Below are 23063 nucleotides of genomic sequence, written 5' to 3'. Positions count from 1 at the left end.
GTCGACGACGGCATGTCGCTCGAACCGCGGTCCCGGAAGGCGACCGAGGGGTCCGGCCGGCACGGCGGGGGACGGCGCAGAGGCGATCCACGGGCCGAGCGGCCACGGCGCAGACGGCGCGCCCTGCGCTGGTCGGCGACGGTGCTGGCGGTGGTGATACTCGGTACGGCCGGCGCCGGTTACCTGTACTACCAGCACCTGAACTCCAACATCCGCAAGGGTCAGCGCAGTAGCGGCGACGACTCAAAGGCGGTCAGGACGCCGGCGAACGCGGCCGGGCAGACGCCGCTGAACATCCTGCTGATCGGCTCCGACAGCCGTAACACCCCGGAGGACCTGAAGCTCGGCGGGCACCGGCAGAGCGTCGGTGCCCCTCCGCTGGCCGACGTGCAGATGCTCATCCACCTGTCCGCGGACCGCAAGAGCGCCGCCATGGTGAGCATCCCCCGGGACACCCGCGTACACATCCCCAAGTGCACCGACCCCAAGACCGGCAGGAAGTACCCGGAGACCGACGACATCATCAACACCACCCTGGCCCGGGGCGGCGCCGGCTGCACGCTGGCCACCTGGGAGGACCTCACCGGGGTCTACATCGACCACTGGATGATGATCGACTTCGCGGGTGTGGTGAACATGGCGGACGCCATCGGGGGCGTCGAGGTCTGTGTGAAGCAGAACGTCTGGGACCACCCGACGTCGGCCCAGCCCGGCGGCTCCGGGCTGAAGCTGAAGGCCGGGTCGCAGAAGATCTACCGCGAGCAGGCCCTGCAGTGGCTGCGCACCCGGCACGCCTGGGGCAGTGACCTGATGCGGGCCCGCGCCCAGCACATGTACCTGAACTCGATGATCCGTACGCTCAAGAAGCAGAACGTGTTCACCGACAGCGGGCGGCTGATGGACCTGGCCGAGGCGGCCACCAAGTCGCTCCAGGTCTCCGAGGAGATCGGCACGGTCAAGAAGCTGTACGACCTGGCCATGGAGCTCAAGTCGGTGCCGACGAACCGCATCACGTCGATGACGATGCCCCACGTCGACGACCCGCAGAACGGCGAGCACGTCGTGCCGGACCAGGCCAACGCCGACAAGATGTGGCAGATGCTCCGCGACGACGTGCCCTTCGACAAGAACGGCAAGCCGTCGGCCGCCAAGCAGGTCGCGAGCACGGCCCCGGCGACCAAGGCGCCCTCCACGGACCCGGGCCGGCTGGGGGTGCTGGTGCGCAACGCCACCCGGACCGCCACGGAGGCCGCGGTCGGCGGGCGGGCGAACGACATCAGCGAGGTGCTCGGGCAGAAGGGCTACACCCGGGCGACCGCCGACACCTCGGGGACGCTGTCCGAGGACAGTACGGTCGTGCAGTATCCGAGCGCGGATCTGCAGGGCGACGCGCAGGCGGTGGCGAAGGCACTCGGCATCCCGATGACCGCGGTGAAGCAGTCGACCGACGTCTCGGGGGTCACGGTCGTCGTCGGCGCGGACTGGCGCACCGGTACGGGCTACCCCAAGCAGTCCAAGCCGAAGGCCGGCGACCTGCCCGGTGGCTCCGACGCCATCAACGGCTCGGACTCCACCCCGTGCATGCCTGTGTACAAGCCCTACCAGTGGTGATCGGCCGGCCCGCGACCGGACGGACCGGACAGAGGTGAGGGGGCCCGCTGCCTGAGCAGCGGGCCCCCTCGCGTCCGCGCACCGGGCCGGGGTCCGGCCGGCCTCGTGGTGCACCGCCGTGTTCAGCGCGAGACGAGCACCGCCGGGCGCCGGGACGCGATGACCTTCTTGGCCAGCGACTTCGGGCTGGTCAGAAAGCCCCAGCCCCACGACATGTGCATGGTGCCCAGGGCCACCGGGATCTGCAGCCGGGCCTTCAGCGGCAGCCCGCTGCCCGCCGGGACGGAGCCGGCGACGATCGCCGCCAGATAGCCGCCGGGGACGAGGAAGCCCCACGGGGTGAGCGCCGCGCCGGCCACGATCCCGGCGGCGATCGCGCACACCGCCGCCGGCGGGGCGAGGTAGCGCAGGTTGATGGAGCCGGAGTGGTAGCGGGCGACGACATGCCGCCAGCGGCCGTAGTCCTTGTACTGCCGGGCGAGGGCGCGCACGCTCGGCCGCGGCCGGTACGACACCTTCAGCTCGGGCGAGAACCAGATCAGGCCGCCCGCCTCACGGATGCGGAAGTTCAGCTCCCAGTCCTGGGCGCGGATGAACTCCTCGTTGTATCCGCCCTGCTGCTCCAGGGCCTCGCGGCGGAAGACGCCGAGGTAGACGGTCTCGGCGGGGCCGGCCTCGCCGCCGGTGTGGAAGGCGGCGTTGCCGACACCGATCTTCGAGGTCATCGCGGCGGCGACCGCGTGCTCCCAGTCGTTCTCGCCCTCGGCGTGCATGATGCCGCCGACGTTCTGCGCGCCGGTCTCCTCCAGGAGCCGCACGGCGGTGGCGATGTAGTTCGGCGAGAGCATGCCGTGGCCGTCGACGCGCACCACGACCGGGTGCCGGGAGGCCTTGATCGCAGCGTTCAGCGCCGCGGGCGTGCGGCCGGTCGGGTTCGGGACGGTGTGCACGCGCGGGTCTTCGCTGACCAGCTCGGCGGCGATCTCGTCCGTGCGGTCCGTGGACGGACCGAGGGCGATGACGACCTCCATCTCGCCGGCGTACTCCTGCGCGAGGATCGCTTGGACGGCCCCGCGCAGATGCCGCTCCTCGTTGAGGACGGGCATGATCACGGACACAGCGGGGAGCCGCACGTCGGACTTGGCGTTCATAGGGGCCTCACGTTACCGCGAACGGGGGACACCGGTGCGCGCCGCAGGGGCGTAAGACCGGGCTGGAGATCGTATCGGCCTACGGTGCTCACGGATCCCACGTACGGCCTCGTCCGGAGGTGTCCCCTTTGGCCAGCCCGCCCCGGTCCCCTGCGCGTCCGCAGCGTCGACCGCAGCCGCCCCGCCGTGTACCGCGCCCGCCCGAGCGGCCCGTGCGGCCCGTGCGGTCCGTCCGGCCGCCCCGGCGGCCCCGCTGGGCCATGCGGGCGGTGACCACGCTGTCCGTCGTGGTGCTCGCCTCCGCCGGGATCGGGCACGCGGTCATGAGCAGCCTGGACGCGGGCATCGCCCGGGTCGACGCCTTCAAGGACATGAAGAACCGGCCGCGCGCGGGCCACGGCACGAACGTGCTGCTGGTGGGCACCGACGGCCGCGACCGGATCACCGAGCGGGACCGGCGGGCGTACCGGCTGGGCGGGGCGCCCTGCCACTGCACCGACACGATGATGATCGTGCACATCTCGGCGAACCGGGACCGGGCCACCGTGGTGAGCCTGCCCCGCGACTCCTACGCCGAGGTGCCCGCGCACACCGACCCGGTCTCCGGGCAGCAGCACGGACCGCACCCGATCAGGCTGAACGCGGCCTACGCGGAGGGCGGCCCCCAGCTGACCGTCCGCACGGTCGAGAACATGACGCATGTGAAGATCGACCACTATCTGGAGGTCGACTTCGCCAGCTTCATGAAGACCGTGGACGTCCTCGGCGGGGTGACCGTGTGCACGACGACGCCGCTGAAGGACTCCTACGCCGGCCTCGACCTCGCCGCCGGCACCCATACCCTCATGGGCGGTCAGGCGCTGCAGTACGTGCGGGCCCGGCACATCGACGGGGCGAGCGACCTGGGCCGGATGAAGCGGCAGCAGCAGTTCCTTGCCGAGCTGATCGACAAGGCGACCTCCTCGGGGGTGCTGCTGAACCCGATGCGGTTCCGGGACGTGACCCGGGCGGTGCTCGGCTCGGTCCGCGCCGACGAGGGCTTCGGCACCGACGAGCTGCTCGACCTCGGCCGGGCCATGCGGAACTTCTCCCCGTCCTCCTCCGAGTTCACCACCGTGCCCATCGGGCAGCTGAACTACCCGGCCAAGGGCATCGGCTCGACCCTGAAGTGGGACGAGACCAGGGCGGCCCAGCTGTTCTCGGCCCTGCGCGACGACCGGCCGCTCACCGCGGACCGCCCGGAACACGGCCCGGCCCCGGCGACGCCGGTGGAGGTGGATCCGCGACAGGTCCGGGTCCTGGTGGCGAACGGCACCGGCACGGCCGGCCTCGCCAAACGGGTCGACGAGGCGCTCGCGGCGACCGGCTTCGCCACGACCCACCAGCCGGTGGACGCCCCCGCCCACGCCCCGCACACCGTCATCTCCTACGACCCCCGCTGGGACCGCTCGGCCCGCTCCCTGGCCGCCGCCCTGCCCGGCGCCGAACTGCGCCCCGTACCGAGCCAGGGCCCGCTGCTGAAGGTGGTCGTCGGCGCCGACTTCAAGGACGTGCGCAAGGTCCGCTACGACGACCCGCAGCAGCCGCAGCAGAACGTGGTGCGCGGCAACGAGGTGGTGTGCTCGGGCTCCTAGTCCCGCGGCGTGCCCGGTCTGTCCGGCTCAGGAGGCGCACTTGACCTCGTCTGTCCGGCTCAGGAGGCGCACTTGACCTCGTCGGCCGTCTGCTTCGGCACGGCCGGGGGCTCGGCCGGGCCGTCGACCGGGATGCCCGCGCCCTGGAAGTCGGCGCCGAGGCGCAGGACGATCGCCGGCAGCCCCTGGTCGTTGGTCTCGCTCCTGCCCGGCTTCAGCGCGTCGCCGGCCAGCCCCATGAGATCGGCCAGCTCGCGCGCCTGGGCGGCCTGGCCGGGGGCGTACTCCAGCGTGGTCTTCGGCTGGTGCGCCCCCGTGTTGCCGAGCTGGGTGGATTTGGTGACCCCCTTCTGTGTCTGCAGCCAGGACAGGGCCGCCTGGGCGGAGCCGTCGGGGGCGCCCGCGTTGTAGAGGTCGACGCGGACGTCGCCGGGCGCCGACCGCGGGCCCTTGAGCCTGGCGTCCTGGGTCGCCTTCTGCCGCTTCTTCACCTCGGTGAAGGAGACATCGCCCTTGATCGCGGAGAAGATCTGCCCGGCGGGCCCCGGCTGCACGAGGACCGTCTTGTGGACCGGGCCGTCGGCGGGGTTGTCGCGGACCGGCAGGGTGAGGAAGGTGATGTTCTTCGGCGGTACCTTCTTCAGCTCCAGGGCCACGTCCTTGAGCGTGGTGATGTGCCCGATGCCCTTGTCCACGGTGAGTGCCCTGGTCGCCGTCTCCGCCAGGTCCATCAGCCGGGTCGGACTGGTCAGGGTGGAGTCGGACTTCATCTTGCGGAACAGGGCGCCGAGGAACTTCTGCTGGACCTTGATGCGGTCGAGGTCGCCGTGGTTGCCCCAGCTGTAGCGGGTGCGGACGAAGGCGAGGGCCTGCTCGCCCTCGATCTTCGACGGTCCGGCGGGCAGGTCGAGGTGTGACTTCTTGTCCTTCACGGGGTGCGCCAGGCAGACGTCGACCCCGCCGACGGCCGTCGTCAGCGTCTTCACCGCGTTGAAGTCGGCCATCATGAAGTGGTCGACCTTCATCCCGCCGGCGAGCTGCTCGACGGTACGGACCGTGCAGCCGGGGTCGCGGCCCAGCTGGCCGAGGCTCTGGTTGAAGCGGACGCCCTTCGTCCCCGGGATGACCTTGGTGGAGTCGTCGGGCTGCTTGGTCGGGCAGTCCGGTATGTCGGTGATCAGGTCGCGGGGGATGCTGAGCGCGGTCGCGTTCGTCCGGTCCTGGGAGACGTGCAGCAGGATGTCGGTGTCGGCGTGCCCGACGCTGTTCGCGTCGCCGTAGCCGGCGTCGCCCTTGCCCTGCCGTTTGTCGGTGCCGATCACCAGGACGCTGAACGCCTTGTCCTTGCTGAAGGAGTCGCTGGTGGCGCCGGCGGTGTCGGTGGTGCTGATGTTGTCGTCGAGGTGCTTGAGGTAGAGGTAGCCGCCGACGGCACCGGCGACGACCACGAAGGCCAGGGTGCCGCTGGTCCACAGCAGGATCCTTTTTCCGGTGGACCTCTTCTTACCCGCCGACTTCCTGCCCGCGGGCCCCTTCCCGGCGGCCCTGCGCTGCGGACGCCCCGTGGACCGTCCACGGCCCTCCCGGCCCGGCCCGGCGTCCGGTGCGGAACGGGGCCCGGGCACGGTGGGCTGCTCGGCGGGCGGGCCCGGCCGCAGCTCGTACTCGCCGGTGTGGGGGTTGCGCACCCACTGGTCCGCGGGATCGATGTCGTCGCCCCACTCACGGCCCGGCCTGTCCACGCCTCAGCACCCCCCGCAGGGGCCACCACGCCCAGCCCCCCGTCACTCTCCGTCTGTCGGACGGCGGGCGGGCACACCGCCACCCACCGGGTCGCTCACACTATCCGCACAGACCATCGACAGACGATCGGAGTGATACTTGCCACTTCCGTACAACCCCCCGGCGGTTCAAGGAAGTTGTTCAGTCCTCGAACCCCTCCGCGGCCCTCTTCTCGCGCAGCTCGCGGATCGCGCGGCGGCGGGCCAGCCGGTGGGTGCGGCGGATCTGGGCCTCCTGGTAGCGGCGGCGGTCCCGGTCGGTCTCCGGGAGCACCGGCGGCACCCGGCGCGGCTTGCCGTCGGCGTCGACGGCCGCGAAGACCAGGTAGGCCGAGCCGACCTGGGTGGCCGGCGCCGACTCGTTCCAGCGCTCGGCGAGGACGCGCACGCCGACCTCCATGGAGGTCCGGCCGGTCCAGTTCACCTGCGCCTTCACATGGACCAGGTCACCGACGCGGACCGGCTCCAGAAAGGCCATCTCGTCCATGGACGCGGTGACGGCGGGGCCACCGGAGTGCCGGCCGGCCACGGCGCCCGCCGCGTCGTCGACCAGCTTCATGATCACCCCGCCGTGCACCGTCCCCAGCAGATTGGTGTCGCTGTGGGTCATGATGTGGCTGAGGGTGGTACGCGAAGCTGAGGTCGGCTTGCCGGGGATGTCCGGTTCGATGTCCGGAATCGCGTCCGTGGCCTGGTCTGTCATGCCCTCCACCTTATGCCGAAGTGACTTTCCGGGAATTTGTGTCAGCTTCGCAACAGCGGCGCTCTTATTTTCCGACAGCCCTTGTAAGGCACACCGCGGCGCCCTGCACACTGGGGCCCATGAATGACTGGCCCCAGGGATGGTCCGACGACAACCGCGGCCCGCGGTACGGACGCGGCAGTGCCGGCGCGCAGCCGGAAGGCGCCCGCGTGATGCGTCAGGTGCAGCGCGGCCCGGCGGTACCGCCCGGGCAGCGCTCCTACGGCGACCCCGGCCCGGCGGCGCCGCCGTACGGGGCCGGAGTCCCGCAGCAGCCGTCGTACGTCGACGGCCAGGGATACGACGACGGCGCCGGTTACGACAGCGGCTACAACACCGGGCAGGTCTACGGCGCCCCCGGCGGCCGCGGCCCGGATGCGCCGCCCCGCGCCCCGCGCCCCGCGCCGAACTGGCGGCGCCGGATCAAGTGGACCACGATCACCGTGGCGACCGTGCTGGTCGTCACATCGGTCGCCACCTACTTCTGGGCCGACTCCAAGCTGCGCCGCGAGGTCGACCTGGCCAAGGTCATCGACCGGCCCGCGTCGGGCTCCGGCACGAACTACCTGATCGTCGGCTCGGACAGCCGTGAGGGCATGTCCAAGGCGGACGAGAAGAAGCTGCACACCGGTGGCGCCGAGGGCAAGCGCACGGACTCGATGATGATCCTGCACGTCGGCGACAACGGCGACACGCTGATCTCGCTGCCGCGCGACTCGAACGTGACCGTCCCCTCGTACAAGGGCTCGACGTCCGGGAAGGTCTACCCGGCCACCGGGCGGCAGGAGAAGCTCAACGCGACCTACGCCGAGGACGGGCCGACCCTGCTGGTGCGCACGATCGAGGCCAACACCGGGCTGCACATCGACCACTACGTCGAGATCGGCTTCCAGGGCTTCGCCAACATCGTGGACGCGGTCGGCGGCGTCGAGATCGACATCGACAAGGGCTTCAAGGACAAGTGGTCCGGCGCCGACTTCAAGGCGGGCAAGCAGACCCTGAACGGTCAGCAGGCCCTCGCCTTCGTCCGCACCCGGCACGCGTTCGCCACCTCCGACCTGCAGCGCACCAAGAACCAGCAGAAGTTCCTGTCGGCGCTGGCCCACCAGGTGGCCACCCCGTCCACGATCCTCAACCCGTTCAAGTTCTACCCGGTGATGGGTGCGGGTCTGGACTCCCTGATCGTCGACAAGGACATGAGCCTGTGGGACCTGGGCTCGATGTTCTGGGCGATGAAGGGCGTGCAGGGCGGTGACGGCACGTCCATGAACATGCCGATCTCCGGTTCCGTCGGCGGCAACCTCGTCTGGGACAAGGCGAAGGTCAAGACGCTGGTGGACGAGCTGAACAACGACCAGAAGGTCACGGTCTCCAGCAACTGACGGTCATCGCCGTACACAGGTCGAGGGCACCCGGACGGGTGCCCTCGACCGCGTTCGGCAGGGCGTCACATCTTGGCGCCCGCCATGGCGCGGCACATCTCCGCCGCGCGGCGACACGCCTCCGCACAACGCATCATCTGCGGGTCGTCCGGCATCGCCATACACGCCTCGGCGCACATCTCGCACGCTTTGGCGCACATCGCGCACATCTCGCCCGACATGGGCGAGCGGCGCATCATCATGTCGGCGCACATACGGGTCGTCTCGGAGCAGTCCATGAGCGCGCGCATGATCTGCATCTGGGCCTGGCCGCCCATCTGCATGCAGGAGCTCATGGTCTCCTCGCACATGGTGTGCGCGGCCATGCAGGCGTTGACGCAGTCCTGCATCTGCTGGGTCATGGGCGTCATCGTTCCGGGCTGGGTCATGGCTCCTCCTCGGAGGCGGGGACCCGGGACGGGTCCCGTGTGCTTCCGTCCTACGTCCCCGGTGGCCGCCCCGCATGTGACCGACCGGTCGGCAGGTGCACCCGGACAGCGCAAAGGCGCCCCGTGGGGCGCCTTCCCGAACAACCGTGGCTCTCGCCGTTACGGCAGGTTGCGAGCCATGACGATCCGCTGGACCTGGTTCGTGCCCTCATAGATCTGGGCGCTTTACAGGTCATGACCCTGGCCTGCACGAACACCCCTCCCAGAGCGGGCCTCCCCAGCATTTCCCCATGATCGCCAACAGCCTGCGCAGGCAGGAGGCGCGCTGGAGGCGCTACCAGTCGCGCGGTAGACGAGCAGGCCCGGCGCCCTTCGAGGCTGTGATGGTTGGTCATGTGACCAACCCTCCTCCGGCGTCCGTCCTCGGGGCTGTCGTCAGCCGTCCCCGACGGCGGCCAGGTCCGTCCAGTCTGCCCAGGCACGGAGCATGACCACGTCCCGGGGTGGTCCGGGCCACTTTATGCAAGGACACGCATAGTCGCGTGCACGCATAGACGCGTAGCGTCACCCCTTCTACTGTCGTTGGTCAGGCGGCCCAAACGGGGTCAGAGCAAGGGGGTTTGGCATGTCCGAACGTTCGGCACTCACCCGGCTCACGGGCAACGGCAACGGCGAGTGCGGAGAGAAGGACTGCCCGAACGTGTACCGCACGGCGGCTGGGTCGTTCGTGGTACAGGGCGACGTGTCCAACGCCTTTACCCCGCCCGCCGGGGAGGGGCTCGTGGAGATCCCCGAGGCGGTTCTCAGGGAGGCAATTCGTGCACTTGGATGGTGACGCGTGGAATGACTGCTTCGATTCCATGGAGCGTGAGGCGTGGCGGTTGGAGACGCTGCCCGTCTACACCATGCCCCAGGAAGCGGAGAGACTGAAACGCTTCCTCGCAGGTGAGAAGTCGCCGGACGATTACACGTCGGGCTGGATGGACGAGGTCCGGCAATGGACCTCGGAAGGAAAGAGCGTCGGCAGGGTGCACGTCGTTACCCGCCCGCTCTCGACCTACCTTCGGTTCGAGTTCGAGTATTACTACCGACACCACGTGAAGGTGGGCGAGGATATTCGCATCCTCGACCTCACCGACCGGGAGAATCCGGGACTTCCGGATCAGGATTTCTGGATGTTCGATGAGTCCAAGGTGGTCCTGATGAACTACCGGGCGGACGGGACGCAGATCAACCGGGAACTGTACGAGGGTGATCCGGAGCCGTACCGGCAGTGGAAGCAGATTGCCGTTGCTGAATCAGTCCCGTTCCTGGAGTACGTGAGCGGGTGACGATCGATCCTGCGGAGATGGGGCAGCCTAAACAGGAACTGGCAGCCCTGCTGAAAGAACTACGCAAGCGAGCCGGCCTCACTAGGGACCGGCTCGCTCGGCGTTGCAACATGTCCCAATCGAAGATCAGCCGGATCGAGAATGGGAAAGCGCAACCGAGCCTGCTGGACCTGGAAAGAATCCTCCGGGCCGTGGTGGCTCCGCCTGAGGTCATCGAGGAGGTCATTGCCCTCGCGAGGCTGGCCAACACCGAATGGCAAGACCTTCGGTCACTGCGCCGTAGGGGCCTGGAGAAGAAGCAAACTGAGCTTGCGGCGCTTGAATCCTCGTCTACGGAGTTCCGGTTCTTTGTGCTCTCGATGATTACAGGACTGCTATCCACTCCTGAGTACATCCGGGCCAGTCTTGCCCATTCTCCGGCCGATGTCACCAAGACGATCGCGAGGAAGCTGGAGCGGCAGGAGGTTCTTTACGACACGAAGAAGCGGTTTACCTTCATCCTGACTGAGCAGGCTGTTCGGTGGCCGCTGCTGCCCCCGGCTGCGATGGCGATGCAAATTGACCGGCTGACCTCACTGACCCACCTTACGAACGTGAAGCTCGGCGTTATCCCCATCGCGGGATACAAGCCCATGGCTCCGATGGACACCTTCACCGTCTATGACAACACGCTGGCCACTGTGGAGAACACGACCGGTGTCGTGATCCTGAGAGATCCAAGAGACATCGAAATGCACTTGGAGCTGTTCTCCACGCTGGAGAGTTATGCACTGTTCGGGGAAGAAGCGCGAGCCTTGTTGGCGGAGTGGTCTGCCGCTTGCCGTTCATGATCTTTAGTCCATGACGGGAAAGAACTACACAGCCGCCGCTTTCCGGGTCAATGATTTCCCCCATGGCGGCGACCGAGCGAAACGAAACGAGAAACCGCGACGGCGGACGAATGACGCTGCGCGTGTCGTGCGACGGCGGTAGGACGTACAGCCCGATGCGCACGGTGAAGGTGAACCCGCGCAACGCACTGATCTTGGGTTCGCCGACCAAGTACCCGCCGTGCAGGTGCCCTCAGTGCGCGGGACGCCTGACTACGCCGGGCACGGCGTGATGTCCGGCTTAGGGCGGCGGGTGCTGCGCCACCTCGGCCCGCATGCGGGACCGCTCTACCTAGCCATGATCCTTGGCGGCCTGGCCCTGTTCTTGGCCGGAGTCCTTGCGATCCGGTAACCGCCGCGCTCGTCGCTGCCCCCTCTGCTTCCTACCGGATCCCCGGTGGGAGTTCCCGAGAAGAGAGGTAGTCCGACAATGGAAGGGAACGTTAGTTCGATGACTCCAGACGGGGGTGGACTGCTCGTCGCGAAGCGGAAGATCGTGGCCGCGCGGACCCGCGCCGAGCAGGAGTCTGACGTCAGCAGTGGCCGTTCCGACGGCAACGACTGACGGGAGCGCCCACGTTGCTTGAAGCAGCCTCGTGGGCGGGGCGTCTGGGCGGGGACAAGTTCCTCGCCCAGACGTACCACCGCTCCTACGCACACTTCCCCGGAGTCGCCGACACGGCGGGCCTGTTCTCCTGGGACGACCTGAACCGGATCATCGCCACGCAGCGGCTGGAACCGCCCCGGCTGCGCCTATCGGTCGACGGCGAGATGGTCCCGCTGCACCGCTACGCGATCCCGACCACGAACCGCCGCGCGGTCACCTGGTCCCGCATCCAGCCGTCTGACTTCCACGCCCAGCTCAGGGACGGGGCGTCGCTGGTCCTCGACGCGGTGGAGAAGATCCACCCCACGGTGGGGGCGGCTGCCGAGGGCCTGGAACGCTTCCTCGGGACTTCCGTACAGGCCAACGTGTACGCCTCGTGGACCGAACGGGAAGGCTTCGGCCGGCACTGGGACGATCACGACGTGGTGGTGGTCCAGCTGCACGGCTCCAAGCGGTGGCGCCTGTGGGGGATGACCCGTGAAGCGCCCACCTTCCGGGACGTGGAGTCGCCGGAGGAACCGGAGGGCGACCCATTGGCAGACCTCGTTCTGTCCCCGGGTGACGTGCTCTACCTGCCGCGCGGCTGGTGGCACGCGGTCACCGCTGACCAGGGGACAGAATCCCTTCACCTCACGTTCGGCATGGTCCCGCACACGGGCGCTGACCTGATGCTCTGGGTCGTCGATCAACTCCGCGCGTCCCTCGCGCTGCGCAGGGACATTCCGCGCTTCGGCTCGCTGGCGGAACAGTCGGAATTCATCGACGCCGTACACCGTGAGGTGGCCGACATGATGGCTGACCGGCGCCTCGTGGAGCGGTGGGCGGAGTCGATCGACACCACCGACCTGGGCCACGCGATTCCGTCCCTGCCGTACGTCGGCGGACTCCCCGCGCGGTCGGGGATCACGGTCAAGCTCACCGCTCCGAGGGGCCGCCTGACGGCGAACCGCGAACAGGGCACGGTCACCTTCTCGGCGGCCGGTACCGCATGGGACTTCGCCGAGTCCGCCGCTCCCGCGCTGGGCACACTGCTGACCAACCAGCCGACCACGCTGGGCGAGATGGCCGACTCCGCCGGACTGGAGGTCAAGGAGGTGGCCGAACTGGTCTCCGTCCTCATCTACGGCCACGCCGTCACAGTCACGGGGACGGCGCTGTGACCGCCGCACTCTCCCTGGGGACATACCGCGTGCGTGCCGTCAGCCAGGCGGCACGCACCGCCCTGGCTGCCGGTAGCCCCTGGGTGGACACGGCACCCCATTACGCCCACGGTCGGGCGCATGAGGAGTTGCGCCCGCTTCTCGGGGAGTACCCGACCGCCCGGGTAGCCACGAAGACGGGCTTCTTCACGGAGGAACAGGGCCGCACCGCCCTGACTGACGGCGTGCTCACCCAGGAAGAGGCGGCCGGTAGGCACAGCCTTGAACGGGGCTTCGTCCGCTGGCAGACGAAGCACTCGTTGGCCGCGCTCGGGCGCGTGGACCTGGTGTTCGTGCACAACCCTGAGCATCACGGGCACGGCCTTGACCGTGCCACTCTGCACGGGCGTGTACGGGAAGCCTTCACGGCGCTGGAGAAGTTCGCCTATGCGGGCAGGATCGGCGGGTACGGCGTCGCCACCTGGTCGGGCCTGTCCTCCGGAGCGTTCAGCGTTCCCGAGCTACTTACGCTCGCGCGGCAGGCGGCGGGTTCTGCCGAGCACCACCTCACAGGCTTGCAGATGCCCGTCAGCCTGATCATGGATGCCCCGATCGCACAGGCCCTGAACGGCGGCGGACCACTGGTACAGGCGAAGGAAGCGGGGCTGATCACGTTTGGCTCCGCGCCCCTGCACGGGGGCGAACTCCTCGATGCCATGACACCCGAACTGGTGAACCTCATCCGCCCCGGCCTGTCGGCCGCAGCCGCTGCCCTGCTGGCCGCTGGCTCATGCCCTGGCCTCGACGTCGTCCTCACCTCCGCGAGCACCCGCGAACACTGGGACGATGCCGCCAAGGCTCTGGCTGCACCGCTGACGGCCCCGGAACTCAGGAAGGTGACGGATGAACTCGCCTCTGAATAAGGAGGTACAGGCCCTGATGGAGGCCGCCCACGACCGGGCGGCCAATGCTCTGGGGCTGACGTGCTCGGGTCCGCTCGCGTGGGGCTTCCTCGGTGTCACCCTCGGGCGTCAGGCAGGCGACCGGTGGCTACGGGTCAGCCGGACAGCGAAACGCAACGCGGGCAGGAAGCAGGGGGAGGGCATCGTCGGGGCCTCGGAACTGGTGCCTGACGGCGTCCCGCGCCCCCGCCTGCACGGAGTGCACGACTGGACAGACGGCGAGTGGGCCTTCGAGGCGGAAGTCTTGGACTACCTCACGCAACCCGTGGTGTCCCCGGACCGGGCCGACATCGACCACGACCCTGGGTTGCCCGACGAGTGGTGGGCGGACCTTCGCCAAGCCCTTGCCCTGCTCGCCGAAGCGAAGGGCGTGAAGACGACCGTCCGGGACGGGTGGATCGAACGGGCCTTCCCCCAGTTCCTCGGCATCCCGGCCCCCGCCAAGGTGGAGCGGGTGACCGGTCACGGTGACTTGCACTGGGGCAACCTCACCTCCGTGCCCCTGTGCCTTCTGGACTGGGAGCGGTGGGGCTGGGTGCCGTTCGGTTACGACGCGGGACTCCTCCACGCCAATAGCCTCCTCGTTCCCGACGTAGCCGCCCGCATCCGCAAGGAGTTCGCGCCGATCCTCGACACCCCGGCCGGTCGAATCGGGGAACTCGGGGCCCTGGCGGAGATGCTGCAAGCCGTAGCCCGTGGGTGGTACTCCGATCTCGCGCCCCACCTGGTTGCCCGAGCGGAGGTACTTACGGGAGTGCACCCGCCCGTTCCGGTGCGCTCCGAGGTGAGCGCCTGAACGCGTCGCTGTGCGCCCGCCGTGTCTCAGAAGCAAGAAAAACCCCCGCAGTTCGGATGCGGGGGTTTTCTGCTTTTCCGGCCTATTCGCTAGAGCAGTGCGCGGAACGGGTCCTCTCGGAGCGGTTCGGGCCGCTCGGTCACGGAAACCGGCGGGCGAACCGGCCGCTTCGGTCCTGGCGCAGGCTCCGGGGCCTGCTTCGGTTCCGGACGGTAAGCGTCCAGGCGGACCACGGTGGGCCGCTGCGCCTCCCGATCTGCTGCGGCCAGCATGGGGGCGGAAGAGTGGGAGACCGGTTCTGGCTCGGACTCGGAATCCTCACCGCGGAGTGCGAAAACGGTGGCCGGCCGACCCGTCTTGCCTGACCGTTCTACAGTCACCACAACCTCCGGAAGTGCTCGGACGTCAGCCGCCGTCGCTCCCACGTACGGGAGGATCTGCGAGGACGTGGCCGATCCTCCATGAAGTTCGATCCTGGCCCGAACCTTCTCCGCGAGACTGAGCGGCTGACACTTCCTGGTCTTGCTCCCGCTTCCGGTGGCAATGGCCTCCACCGTGTTCATGGCGTATGTGACCAGGGAGGCCGCTGCGTGCAGGTCGTCACAGGTGACAGCGACGATGTTGACGCCCGGCGCCGACGACCCGACGGAGGCATCAGAGGTCGCCTGATCCGCGTACGACAACAGCCCCCGGCGTCGCACCGGGGGCTGTGTTGTTTGTGCAGGTCAGTGGCTGTTTTCACCCCGGCATCTGCCCAGGATTCCCCCAGCATGACGCCCAGGAACGGCCCTGATCAGGCCGCAACGAACAGAACGCCGGGGGCGTCCCGCCGGACCTTCGAAACAGCTCCTGACCTGCAAAAACCCTGCTAGGGAAGGTTCCTTGCCATCACGATCCGCTGAACTTGGTTCGTGCCCTCATAAATCTGCGTGATCTTCGCGTCGCGCATCATGCGCTCCACCGGGTAGTCGCGGGTGTAGCCGTAGCCGCCGAGAAGCTGGACCGCGTCGGTGGTGACCTCCATCGCCACGTCCGAGGCGAAGCACTTGGCGGCGGCGCCCAGGTAGGTGAGGTCGGCGTCGCCGCGCTCGGAGGCGGCGGCGGCCTGGTAGGTGAGGGCGCGGGCCGCCGAGATCTTCATCGACATGTCGGCGAGCATGAACTGGATGCCCTGGAAGTCGGCGATCGCCTTGCCGAACTGCTTGCGCTCCTGGACGTAGCCCTTGGCGTAGTCGAGGGCGCCCTGGGCGACGCCGAGGGCCTGGGCCGCGATGGTGATGCGGGTGTGGTCCAGGGTCTTCATGGCGGTCGCGAAGCCGGTGCCCTCCTCGCCGATCATGCGGTCGGCGGGGATGCGGACGTTGTCGAAGTAGACCTCGCGGGTCGGGGAGCCCTTGATGCCGAGCTTCTTCTCCGGGGCGCCGAAGGAGACGCCCTCGTCGGACTTCTCGACGACGAAGGCGGAGATGCCCTTGGAGCGCTTGGAGGGGTCGGTGACGGCCATCACCGTGTAGTACTCGGAGACGCCCGCGTTGGTGATCCAGCGCTTGACGCCGTTGAGGATCCAGTGGTCACCGTCGCGGACCGCCTTGGTCTTCATGCCGGCCGCGTCCGAGCCCGCCTCCGGCTCGGAGAGGCAGTACGAGAACATCGCGTCGCCCTTGGCGAGCGGGGTCAGGTACTTCTTCTTCAGCGCCTCGCCGCCGGACAGGATCACCGGGAGGGAGCCGAGCTTGTTCACGGCCGGGATCAGGGAGGAGGAGACGCAGGCGCGGGCCACTTCCTCGATCACGATGACCGTGGCGAGCGCGTCGGCGCCGGCGCCGCCGTACTCCTCGGGGACGTGCACCGCGTGGAGGTCGCCTGCGACCAGGGCGTCGAGGGCCTCCTGCGGGAAGCGGGCCTCCTCGTCCACCGCCGCGGCGAACGGCGCGATCTTCGCCTCGACCAGGGATCGGACGGCGTCCCGGAGCATGTCGTGCTCCTCGGACGGGCGGTACAGGTCGAAGTCAGCCGATCCGGCCACGGTCTCTCACGCTCCAAAGACGCAGTGATACTGACGCTAATTACCGTTAAGTAACTCAAATTTTAGAGGGCCGCCGGTAGGACGCCTACGTGAGCTACGCGACAGCGGGAAATTGCCCGGTGGGCGGCCCGACTATGCTCAGGCACCGCACGTGAGAGTCCCCTAGCTGGAGCGCATCCCCATGAGCCTGAAGATCACCGTGATCGGCACCGGCTATCTCGGCGCCACGCACGCCGCGGCCATGGCCGAGCTGGGCTTCGATGTGCTGGGGCTCGATGTCGTGCCCGAGAAGATCGCGATGCTGGAGCGCGGCGAGACCCCGATGTACGAGCCGGGGCTCGAGGAGCTGCTGAGGAAGCATGTGGCGGGCTTCGAGGGCTCCACCGGACGGCTGCGGTTCACCACGGACTGGGCGGAGGTCGGGGCCTTCGGCGATGTGCACTTCGTCTGCGTGAACACCCCGCAGAAGCACGGTGAGTACGCCTGCGACATGAGTTACGTCGACGCCGCGATCGCCTCGCTCGCCCCGCATCTGCACGGCCCGGCGCTGGTCGTCGGCAAGTCGACCGTGCCGGTGGGCTCCGCCGACCGGCTGGCCGGCTACCTCGCCGAGCACGCGCCGGCCGGCGCGGACGCCGAGCTGGCCTGGAACCCGGAGTTCCTGCGCGAGGGCTTCGCCGTCCAGGACACCCTGCAGCCGGACCGGATCGTGGCGGGCGTGCGCAGCGAGCGGGCCGAGAAGCTGCTGCGTGAGGTGTACGCGACACCGATCGGTGGGGGCACCCCGTTCGTGGTGACGGACTTCCCGACCGCCGAGCTGGTGAAGACGGCCGCGAACTCCTTCCTCGCCACGAAGATCTCCTTCATCAACGCGATGGCGGAGGTGTGCGAGGCCGGGGGCGGTGACGTGGCGAAGCTGGCGGAGGCCATCGGGCACGACGACCGGATCGGGGCCAAGTTCCTGCGCGCCGGGATCGGCTTCGGCGGCGGCTGTCTGCCCAAGGACATCCGGGCGTTCATGGCGCGGGCCGGTGAGCTGGGCGCGGACCAGGCGCTGACCTTCCTGCGCGAGATCGACTCCATCAACATGCGCCGGCGCGGACAGATGGTGGAGATGACCCGGGAGGCGCTCGGCGGGGGCTCGTTCCTCGGCAAGCGGGTGGCGGTGCTCGGCGCCACGTTCAAGCCCGACTCGGACGACGTCCGTGACTCGCCCGCGCTGAACGTGGCCGGTCAGATCCACCTCCAGGGCGGTCAGGTCACCGTGTACGACCCGAAGGGCATGGACAACGCCCGGCGTGTCTTCCCGACCCTGGGGTACGCCGACTCGGCGCAGGCGGCGGTCCGGGGCGCCGATGTCGTCCTGCACCTCACGGAGTGGCGGGAGTTCCGCGAGCTGGACCCGGCGGCGCTCGGCGAGGTCGCCGCGGACCGGGTGATCCTGGACGGCCGCAACACGCTCGACCCGGAGCTGTGGCGCCGGGCGGGCTGGACGTACCGGGCGATGGGGCGCCCGACGGCGTAGGCAGCGGGGTGACGCCGGTTCGGCCGAGGCTCAGTCGGCCGAACCGGCGTCTTTCCGCATTCTGCACCACCGGGCACATGGGCGGCCGGTGAACTTCCTGTGTCTTACTTCTCCTTGGCCCGGTATCGGCGCATCTTCGCCCGCGCCCCGCACACCTGCATCGAGCACCAGCGGCCGCGCCCGGCCGGGCTGCGGTCGTAGTAGGCCCAGTGGCAGTCCTCGGCCTCGCAGGCCTTGAGCCGGCTCCAGGTGCCGGCGACGAGTGCCTCGGCGACGGCGGCGGCGACGCGGGAGAGCAGTGGTGCGGTGCCGGCGGGGGCGGCGATGCCCGCGGATCCGTCCTGCTGGTCGACGGCGAGGTACAGGGGCGCCCGGGACAGCAGCTCGCCGAGCGGGGTCACCGGGCGGTGCGGCGGGTGCCCGGCGTGGGCGAGCAGGACGGCCCGCAGTGACTCCCGCAGTTCCCGTGTCTCCTCCAGTCCCTCTTCGGGGACCGCGAAGCGGCCGCGCCCTTTCTCCGTGTCGAGCGTGTCGGCGCCGGTCTCCAGGTCCAGCGTGTTGACCAGGGACTCGACCAGCGCGAGGGCTCCGGGGGCGGCCGATCTCTCACTCATGCTTGCGACGTTACCGCTGATGCGGGAGCATGCAGTAACCGTTACCGGTTACTTGCCTTTACCGGTAACCAGACAGGTGACCCGCAGGTGACCCGAGGAGGTAGTGATGGCTCTCGCCAAGCTCGATGTCGTGGTGCTGGACTGTCCCGATCCCCGCGCGCTGGCCGGCTTCTACGCCTCCGTGCTGGGCGGCACGGTGGAGGCGGACCAGGAGGACGGCGAGTGGGTGGACCTGAAGGTGCCCGGCGGGCCGGCGCTGGCCTTCCAGCGGGCGCCGGGGTACGTGGCGCCGAAGTGGCCGGCGCCGCAGGAGTCGCAGCAGTTCCACCTTGACCTGAGGGTGGCGGACCTGGCCGTGGCGGAGAAGGGGGTGCTGGAGCTGGGGGCCCGGCCCCTGGACGTGGAGGACCGCGAGCGGACCTTCCGGGTGTACGCCGATCCGGCGGGGCACCCCTTCTGTCTGTGCGCGTGCTGAGCCGTCCCGGGGGGCGCCTTCCAGCGGGCCGCAGGGCACAACCCGCACCGGCCGGCGAGCGGACCGCGACGGCCGGCGAAGAGAGGCCCTAGGGACCTTCCGGCTGGCCGGGTTGCGCCGGGGGCGGTCCGTGGCGGTGCTGCGCGGCGCGGGCGGTGGAGTGCGCGCTGCGCAGCACCCGCTGGACGTTGCCCCATGTCAGCAGGGACAGCTCGGTGTCGGACCAGCCGCGCCGGAGCAGTTCGGCGATCAGGTGGGGATAGCGGGAGGCGTCGGCGAGGCCGCGGGGGTGGACGACGCCGGTGTCGTAGGTGCCGGACAGGCCCACGCAGTCCGGGCCGGCCATGTCGCGGACGTGGTCGAGGTGGTCGGCGACGTCATGGACCGTCGGCCCGGTCTGTTCCGCGGTCAGCGGCACCAGGCACAGGCCCCGCGCCGTGCCGAGCGCGGCGAGCAGCCCGTCGGGCAGGTTGGCCGGGTGGGGGCGCAGGGCGCGGGCGGCGGAGCGGGTGCACAGCACCGGGGTCCTGGAGAGCGCGAGGGTGCTCTCGACGGTGGCCGTGGCGGCGCCGGAGACGTCGGCGAGCACGCCGATCCGGTTCATCTCGCGGACGACCTCCTCGCCGAACCGGTTCAGGCCCTGCTCGCCCGCCCAGGCCGTGCCCGTGAGGGTGAGCACGTGCAGGCCGAGGGCGCGCAGGACGCGCAGGACGGCGAGGGAGTCGTCGAGCGCGGTGGCCGGGGCGGGGCCCAGCACCACGGCGACCCGGCCGCGGTGTCGGGCGTCGATGATCTCCCCGGCGGTGTGCACCAGGCGCAGCCCCTCCGGGTGGGCGTCGATCACCGAGCGCGCGAAGTCCAGCTGTTCCAGGGCCGCGGTCGTGGGGTGGTCGCCGCCGGTGGCCTCGGGCAGGTGCAGCGACCAGAACAGTGCGCCCACGTGGCCCTCGCGCAGCCGCGGTATGTCCGTGTCGACGGCGGGCTCGCCCAGCTCCAGGTCGTACCGGGACAGCCGCCGCAGGGCCGAGGGCAGTCCGCTGTGGCCGTCGGCGACCGGGTGGGCCGCGAGCAGGGCGTGGGCCTGTTCCAGGACGGCCGCGGAGCAGGGCGGCTGGGCGTCGGGGGTGTCCGGCAGGGTGTCGTCCGCACCGACCTCGGCCGTGGTGGCGCTGTCGGGCTGCAGGTCGGCCATGGCGGGCTCCGTAGGTCGTGGGCTGCGTCGCTGGCGTACCGCCACGGTCGCACGGAGCCGAGGGGGCCTTCCTGGTGAGTGGGGCGTTCGGGGGGTGGTGGCCCGCTCAGGCGTCGCGGGCCGTGCGGATCACCTCGTCCAGGGTCTCGCGGGAGCGCCGCAGGTCGGCGATCATGCGGTCGATGCGGTCGCGTTCGGCGGTGAGGTCGGCGACCAGCTTCGGGGTGGCGGTCGCGGCGGGGCCGCCGTCCCGGTCGCGCATGCAGGGCAGCAGCTGCCGGATCTTGTCGCTGTGCAGTCCGGCGGCGTACAGCTCCTGGATGCGGATGACCCGGTCGACGGCCGCGTCGGGGTAGTCGCGGTGGCCGCCGGGGGTGCGCTCGCTGCTGAGCAGTTGCCGGGTCTCGTAGTAGCGCAGTGAGCGCTCGCTCACGCCGGTGCGCCGGGCCAGTTCACCGATCCGCATCTGCCGCCTCCCCGGGACGGGCTTGAATCCGACATCAGTGTCAAGTTCTACCTTGCCGGCATGACGCAGACAACGGATTTCCTGGCCCCGGCCCGGCTCGGCCGGCTCGCCCTGCCGAACCACCTGGTGATGGCCCCGCTGACCCGTAACCGCGCGGCGGCCGACGGCACCCCGACCCCGATCATGGCCACCCACTACGCCCAGCGCGCCTCGGCCGGCCTGATCGTCGCGGAGGGTTCGACGCCGAACGCCGTCGGGCAGACGTACCCGGACATCACCGCGATCCACACCGACCGGCATGTGGCCGGCTGGCGCCAGGTCACCGACGCGGTGCGGGCGGCCGGCGGGCGGATGTTCCTCCAGCTCCAGCACGGCGGCCGGGTCAGCCATCCGGCGACCACCGGACTGACCCCGGTGGCGCCCTCGCCGCTGCCGCTGCCGGAGACGATCTTCACGCCTGGCGGGCACCGGCCGGCCGCCGTGCCCCGTGCGATGACGGCGGACGACATCCGCGCCACGATCGCCGACTTCGCCGCCGCGGCCCGCCGGGCCGTCGCGGCGGGCTTCGAAGGGGTGGAGGTGCACTCGGCCAACGGGATGCTGCTGCACCAGTTCCTCGCGGACAACACCAACCGCCGGGACGACGGCTACGGCGGCTCCGCGCGGCAGCGGGTGCGGTTCGCGGCGGAGGTGACCGAGGCGGTGGCGGACGCGATCGGCGCGGACCGGGTGGGTATCCGCGTCTCCCCCGCCTCCACCGTCAACGGCGTCCTGGAGGAGGACACCGACGGCCTCTACGCCGCGCTCCTGGACCGTCTGAAGGGGCTGGACCTCGCCTATCTGCACCTGGTGCGCTCCGACCCGGCCAGCGGCTGGTACCGGCGGATCCGCGCCGGCTGGCCCGGCGTCCTGATCGGCAACCCGGACCTGACCGACCTCTCCGCCGAGGCCGTCGCCCGGGCCGCACGCGGGATGCTGGCGGCCGGCGCCGACCTGGTGGCGCTCGGCCGGCCGTTCCTCGCCAACCCGGACCTGGTCGAGCGGCTGCGCCGCGGCGCACCCCTGAACCCGGTCCGGGACCGGTACTTCATGTACGTGGGCGGGGCGGAGGGGTACAACGACTACCCCGCCCTGGACGGTCAGGCGGCGCCGGCGTCCAGTGACTCGATGGTGGCGAGGGACGGCGCCCGGGTCGCCTGAAGGCCGCGGGCCACGTCCTCGGCCGCGCCCAGTACCCGCACCGCGTTCTGCCAGGTCAGCTTGGCCAGGTCGGCCCTGGACCAGCCGCGGTCCAGCAACTCGGCGAGCAGGTTCGGGTAGCCGGAGACGTCGTTCAGCCCGTCGGGGGTGAACGCGGTGCCGTCGTAGTCGCCGCCGATGCCCAGGTGGTCGATGCCGGCCACCTCGCGCATGTGGTCCAGGTGGTCCGCCACCGTCGTGACCGTGGCGATCGGACGCGGGGTGCGCTCCTCGAACTCGCGGTGCAGCTTCATCGCCTCGGCGCCGGTGTCGAGGTGGTGGAAGCCGTGGGCGCGCAGGTTCTCGTCGGCCGCGGCCGTCCAGTCGACGGCGGCCTGGAGCACGAACTTCGGCACGAACGTCACCATCGCCACGCCGCCGTTGGCGGGCAGCCGCTCCAGGACGTCGTCGGGGATGTTGCGCGGGTGGTCGCACACCGCACGGGCGGAGGAGTGCGAGAAGACCACCGGCGCGGAGGTCGCGTCCAGCGCGTCCCGCATGGTCGTCGCCGCCACGTGCGAGAGGTCGACCAGCATGCCGAGCCGGTTCATCTCACGGACGACCTCGCGGCCGAACGCGGTCAGGCCGCCGGCCTTCGGCTCGTCGGTCGCGGAGTCCGCCCAGTCCACGTTGGAGTTGTGGGTGAGCGTCATGTAGCGCACGCCGAGCGCGTACAGGCCGCGCAGGGCGCCGAGCGAGTTGGCGATGGAGTGGCCGCCCTCGGCGCCCATCAGGGAGGCGATACGGCCGTCCCGGCGCGCCGCCTCCATGTCGGCGGCGGTCAGCGCGGGCGCCAGGTCCGCCGGGTAGCGGGCCAGCAGCTGCTGTACGCAGTCGATCTGCTCCAGCGTCGCCGCCACCGGCGCGGGCTGCTCGGCGGGCACGAACACCGACCAGTACTGCGCGCCGACGCCGCCCTCGCGCAGCCGCGGGAGGTCGGTGTGCAGCTGCGCGTTCTGGGGGGCGGCGATGTCGAGCGCGTCGAGGTCGTAGCCGGCCTTCTTGCGCAGCGCCCACGGCAGGTCGTTGTGGCCGTCGACGACCGGGAACTCGCGCAGCAGCGCGCGGGCCTCGTCCAGGGAGGTCATCCGCG

The 23063-nt window shown here is 70.1% G+C and carries 21 protein-coding genes; 12 read left to right on the top strand and 9 right to left on the bottom strand.

Features of this window, described 5'->3' with window-relative positions:
- Positions 1–12 precede the first annotated feature (12 nt).
- Positions 13–1611 (top strand): LCP family protein, encoded by a 1599-nt coding sequence (locus IO33_RS0131765; RefSeq protein WP_037686497.1) that lies wholly within the window; start codon positions 13–15, stop codon positions 1609–1611.
- A gap of 122 nt (positions 1612–1733) precedes the next feature.
- On the opposite strand, the gene IO33_RS0131760 is transcribed toward IO33_RS0131765, so the two are convergent.
- On the bottom strand, positions 1734–2762 hold the full coding sequence (locus IO33_RS0131760) for a glycosyltransferase family 2 protein (protein ID WP_031171367.1): 1029 nt from the start codon (positions 2760–2762) through the stop codon (positions 1734–1736).
- A 128-nt stretch (positions 2763–2890) separates the two neighbouring features.
- Here IO33_RS0131760 and IO33_RS0131755 point away from each other — a divergent pair, with 128 nt between their 5' ends.
- The gene (locus IO33_RS0131755) at positions 2891–4396 is read left to right on the top strand and encodes an LCP family protein (protein ID WP_452746355.1); all 1506 of its coding nucleotides are present in this window, start codon (positions 2891–2893) and stop codon (positions 4394–4396) included.
- A 59-nt stretch (positions 4397–4455) separates the two neighbouring features.
- Here the strand turns inward: IO33_RS0131755 and IO33_RS0131750 are convergent, their stop codons facing one another.
- Together IO33_RS0131750 and IO33_RS0131745 are read right to left on the bottom strand one after the other, a co-directional pair.
- Positions 4456–6138, bottom strand: a complete 1683-nt coding sequence (locus IO33_RS0131750; RefSeq protein ID WP_031171363.1) for an LCP family protein — start codon at positions 6136–6138, stop codon at positions 4456–4458.
- A 181-nt stretch (positions 6139–6319) separates the two neighbouring features.
- Positions 6320–6880: an acyl-CoA thioesterase gene (locus IO33_RS0131745; RefSeq protein ID WP_031171360.1), complete on the bottom strand. Its 561-nt coding sequence runs from the start codon at positions 6878–6880 to the stop codon at positions 6320–6322.
- Between the two features lie 119 nt (positions 6881–6999).
- On the opposite strand from IO33_RS0131745, the gene IO33_RS0131740 reads away from it, so the two are divergent.
- Positions 7000–8301 (top strand): LCP family protein, encoded by a 1302-nt coding sequence (locus IO33_RS0131740; RefSeq protein ID WP_031171359.1) that lies wholly within the window; start codon positions 7000–7002, stop codon positions 8299–8301.
- A gap of 65 nt (positions 8302–8366) precedes the next feature.
- On the opposite strand, the gene IO33_RS0131735 is transcribed toward IO33_RS0131740, so the two are convergent.
- Complete coding sequence (locus IO33_RS0131735; protein ID WP_031171356.1) at positions 8367–8729, bottom strand: four-helix bundle copper-binding protein; 363 nt, start codon at positions 8727–8729, stop codon at positions 8367–8369.
- A gap of 625 nt (positions 8730–9354) precedes the next feature.
- Here IO33_RS0131735 and IO33_RS48005 point away from each other — a divergent pair.
- From IO33_RS48005 to IO33_RS0131695, 6 genes are all read left to right on the top strand, one after another.
- Positions 9355–9564: a hypothetical protein gene (locus IO33_RS48005; RefSeq protein ID WP_031171353.1), complete on the top strand. Its 210-nt coding sequence runs from the start codon at positions 9355–9357 to the stop codon at positions 9562–9564.
- A complete protein-coding gene (locus IO33_RS0131725; RefSeq protein WP_031171351.1) occupies positions 9548–10060 on the top strand; it encodes a DUF6879 family protein in 513 nt (170 codons plus the stop codon). Before IO33_RS48005 ends, IO33_RS0131725 begins: the two co-directional genes overlap by 17 nt.
- Entirely contained in the window at positions 10057–10890 is an 834-nt protein-coding gene (locus IO33_RS0131720) for a helix-turn-helix domain-containing protein (RefSeq protein ID WP_031171348.1), read from the top strand. Before IO33_RS0131725 ends, IO33_RS0131720 begins: the two co-directional genes overlap by 4 nt.
- 618 nt (positions 10891–11508) lie before the next feature.
- Positions 11509–12696 (top strand): cupin domain-containing protein, encoded by a 1188-nt coding sequence (locus IO33_RS0131705; RefSeq protein WP_031171347.1) that lies wholly within the window; start codon positions 11509–11511, stop codon positions 12694–12696.
- On the top strand, positions 12693–13598 hold the full coding sequence (locus tag IO33_RS0131700) for an aldo/keto reductase (RefSeq protein WP_031171346.1): 906 nt from the start codon (positions 12693–12695) through the stop codon (positions 13596–13598). Before IO33_RS0131705 ends, IO33_RS0131700 begins: the two co-directional genes overlap by 4 nt.
- A complete protein-coding gene (locus IO33_RS0131695; RefSeq protein ID WP_031171345.1) occupies positions 13579–14433 on the top strand; it encodes a hypothetical protein in 855 nt (284 codons plus the stop codon). Before IO33_RS0131700 ends, IO33_RS0131695 begins: the two co-directional genes overlap by 20 nt.
- 868 nt (positions 14434–15301) lie before the next feature.
- On the opposite strand, the gene IO33_RS0131685 is transcribed toward IO33_RS0131695, so the two are convergent.
- Positions 15302–16459, bottom strand: a complete 1158-nt coding sequence (locus IO33_RS0131685) for an acyl-CoA dehydrogenase family protein (RefSeq protein ID WP_031171343.1) — start codon at positions 16457–16459, stop codon at positions 15302–15304.
- Positions 16460–16640: 181 nt separating this feature from the next.
- Between IO33_RS0131685 and IO33_RS0131680 the strand changes: the two genes are divergently transcribed.
- Positions 16641–17984 carry a UDP-glucose dehydrogenase family protein gene (locus tag IO33_RS0131680; protein ID WP_031171341.1) on the top strand — a complete coding sequence of 448 codons (1344 nt, stop codon included), beginning with the start codon at positions 16641–16643 and terminating at the stop codon, positions 17982–17984.
- Between the two features lie 104 nt (positions 17985–18088).
- Here the strand turns inward: IO33_RS0131680 and IO33_RS0131675 are convergent, their stop codons facing one another.
- Positions 18089–18598, bottom strand: a complete 510-nt coding sequence (locus IO33_RS0131675; protein WP_031171339.1) for a CGNR zinc finger domain-containing protein — start codon at positions 18596–18598, stop codon at positions 18089–18091.
- Between the two features lie 106 nt (positions 18599–18704).
- On the opposite strand from IO33_RS0131675, the gene IO33_RS0131670 reads away from it, so the two are divergent.
- Positions 18705–19073, top strand: coding sequence for a VOC family protein (locus tag IO33_RS0131670; RefSeq protein WP_031171337.1), 369 nt, complete (start codon positions 18705–18707; stop codon positions 19071–19073).
- Between the two features lie 88 nt (positions 19074–19161).
- Here IO33_RS0131670 and IO33_RS0131665 read toward each other — a convergent pair whose 3' ends face one another.
- Both IO33_RS0131665 and IO33_RS0131660 read right to left on the bottom strand, forming a co-directional pair.
- Positions 19162–20265 carry a dipeptidase gene (locus IO33_RS0131665; protein WP_031171336.1) on the bottom strand — a complete coding sequence of 368 codons (1104 nt, stop codon included), beginning with the start codon at positions 20263–20265 and terminating at the stop codon, positions 19162–19164.
- Positions 20266–20371: 106 nt separating this feature from the next.
- Entirely contained in the window at positions 20372–20731 is a 360-nt protein-coding gene (locus tag IO33_RS0131660; protein ID WP_031171334.1) for a MerR family transcriptional regulator, read from the bottom strand.
- 60 nt (positions 20732–20791) lie between these two features.
- Between IO33_RS0131660 and IO33_RS0131655 the strand changes: the two genes are divergently transcribed.
- Positions 20792–21931, top strand: a complete 1140-nt coding sequence (locus IO33_RS0131655; protein WP_031171332.1) for an alkene reductase — start codon at positions 20792–20794, stop codon at positions 21929–21931.
- Here IO33_RS0131655 and IO33_RS0131650 read toward each other — a convergent pair.
- Positions 21871–23058 carry a dipeptidase gene (locus tag IO33_RS0131650; RefSeq protein WP_031171330.1) on the bottom strand — a complete coding sequence of 396 codons (1188 nt, stop codon included), beginning with the start codon at positions 23056–23058 and terminating at the stop codon, positions 21871–21873. The genes IO33_RS0131655 and IO33_RS0131650 overlap by 61 nt on opposite strands.
- Between the last annotated feature and the right edge of the window lie 5 nt (positions 23059–23063).

This window comes from Streptomyces durhamensis (assembly GCF_000725475.1).
Lineage (GTDB): Bacteria > Actinomycetota > Actinomycetes > Streptomycetales > Streptomycetaceae > Streptomyces > Streptomyces filipinensis.
Note: the sequence above shows the minus strand (reverse complement) of the source record. Positions and strands in the feature narration are given on the sequence as shown.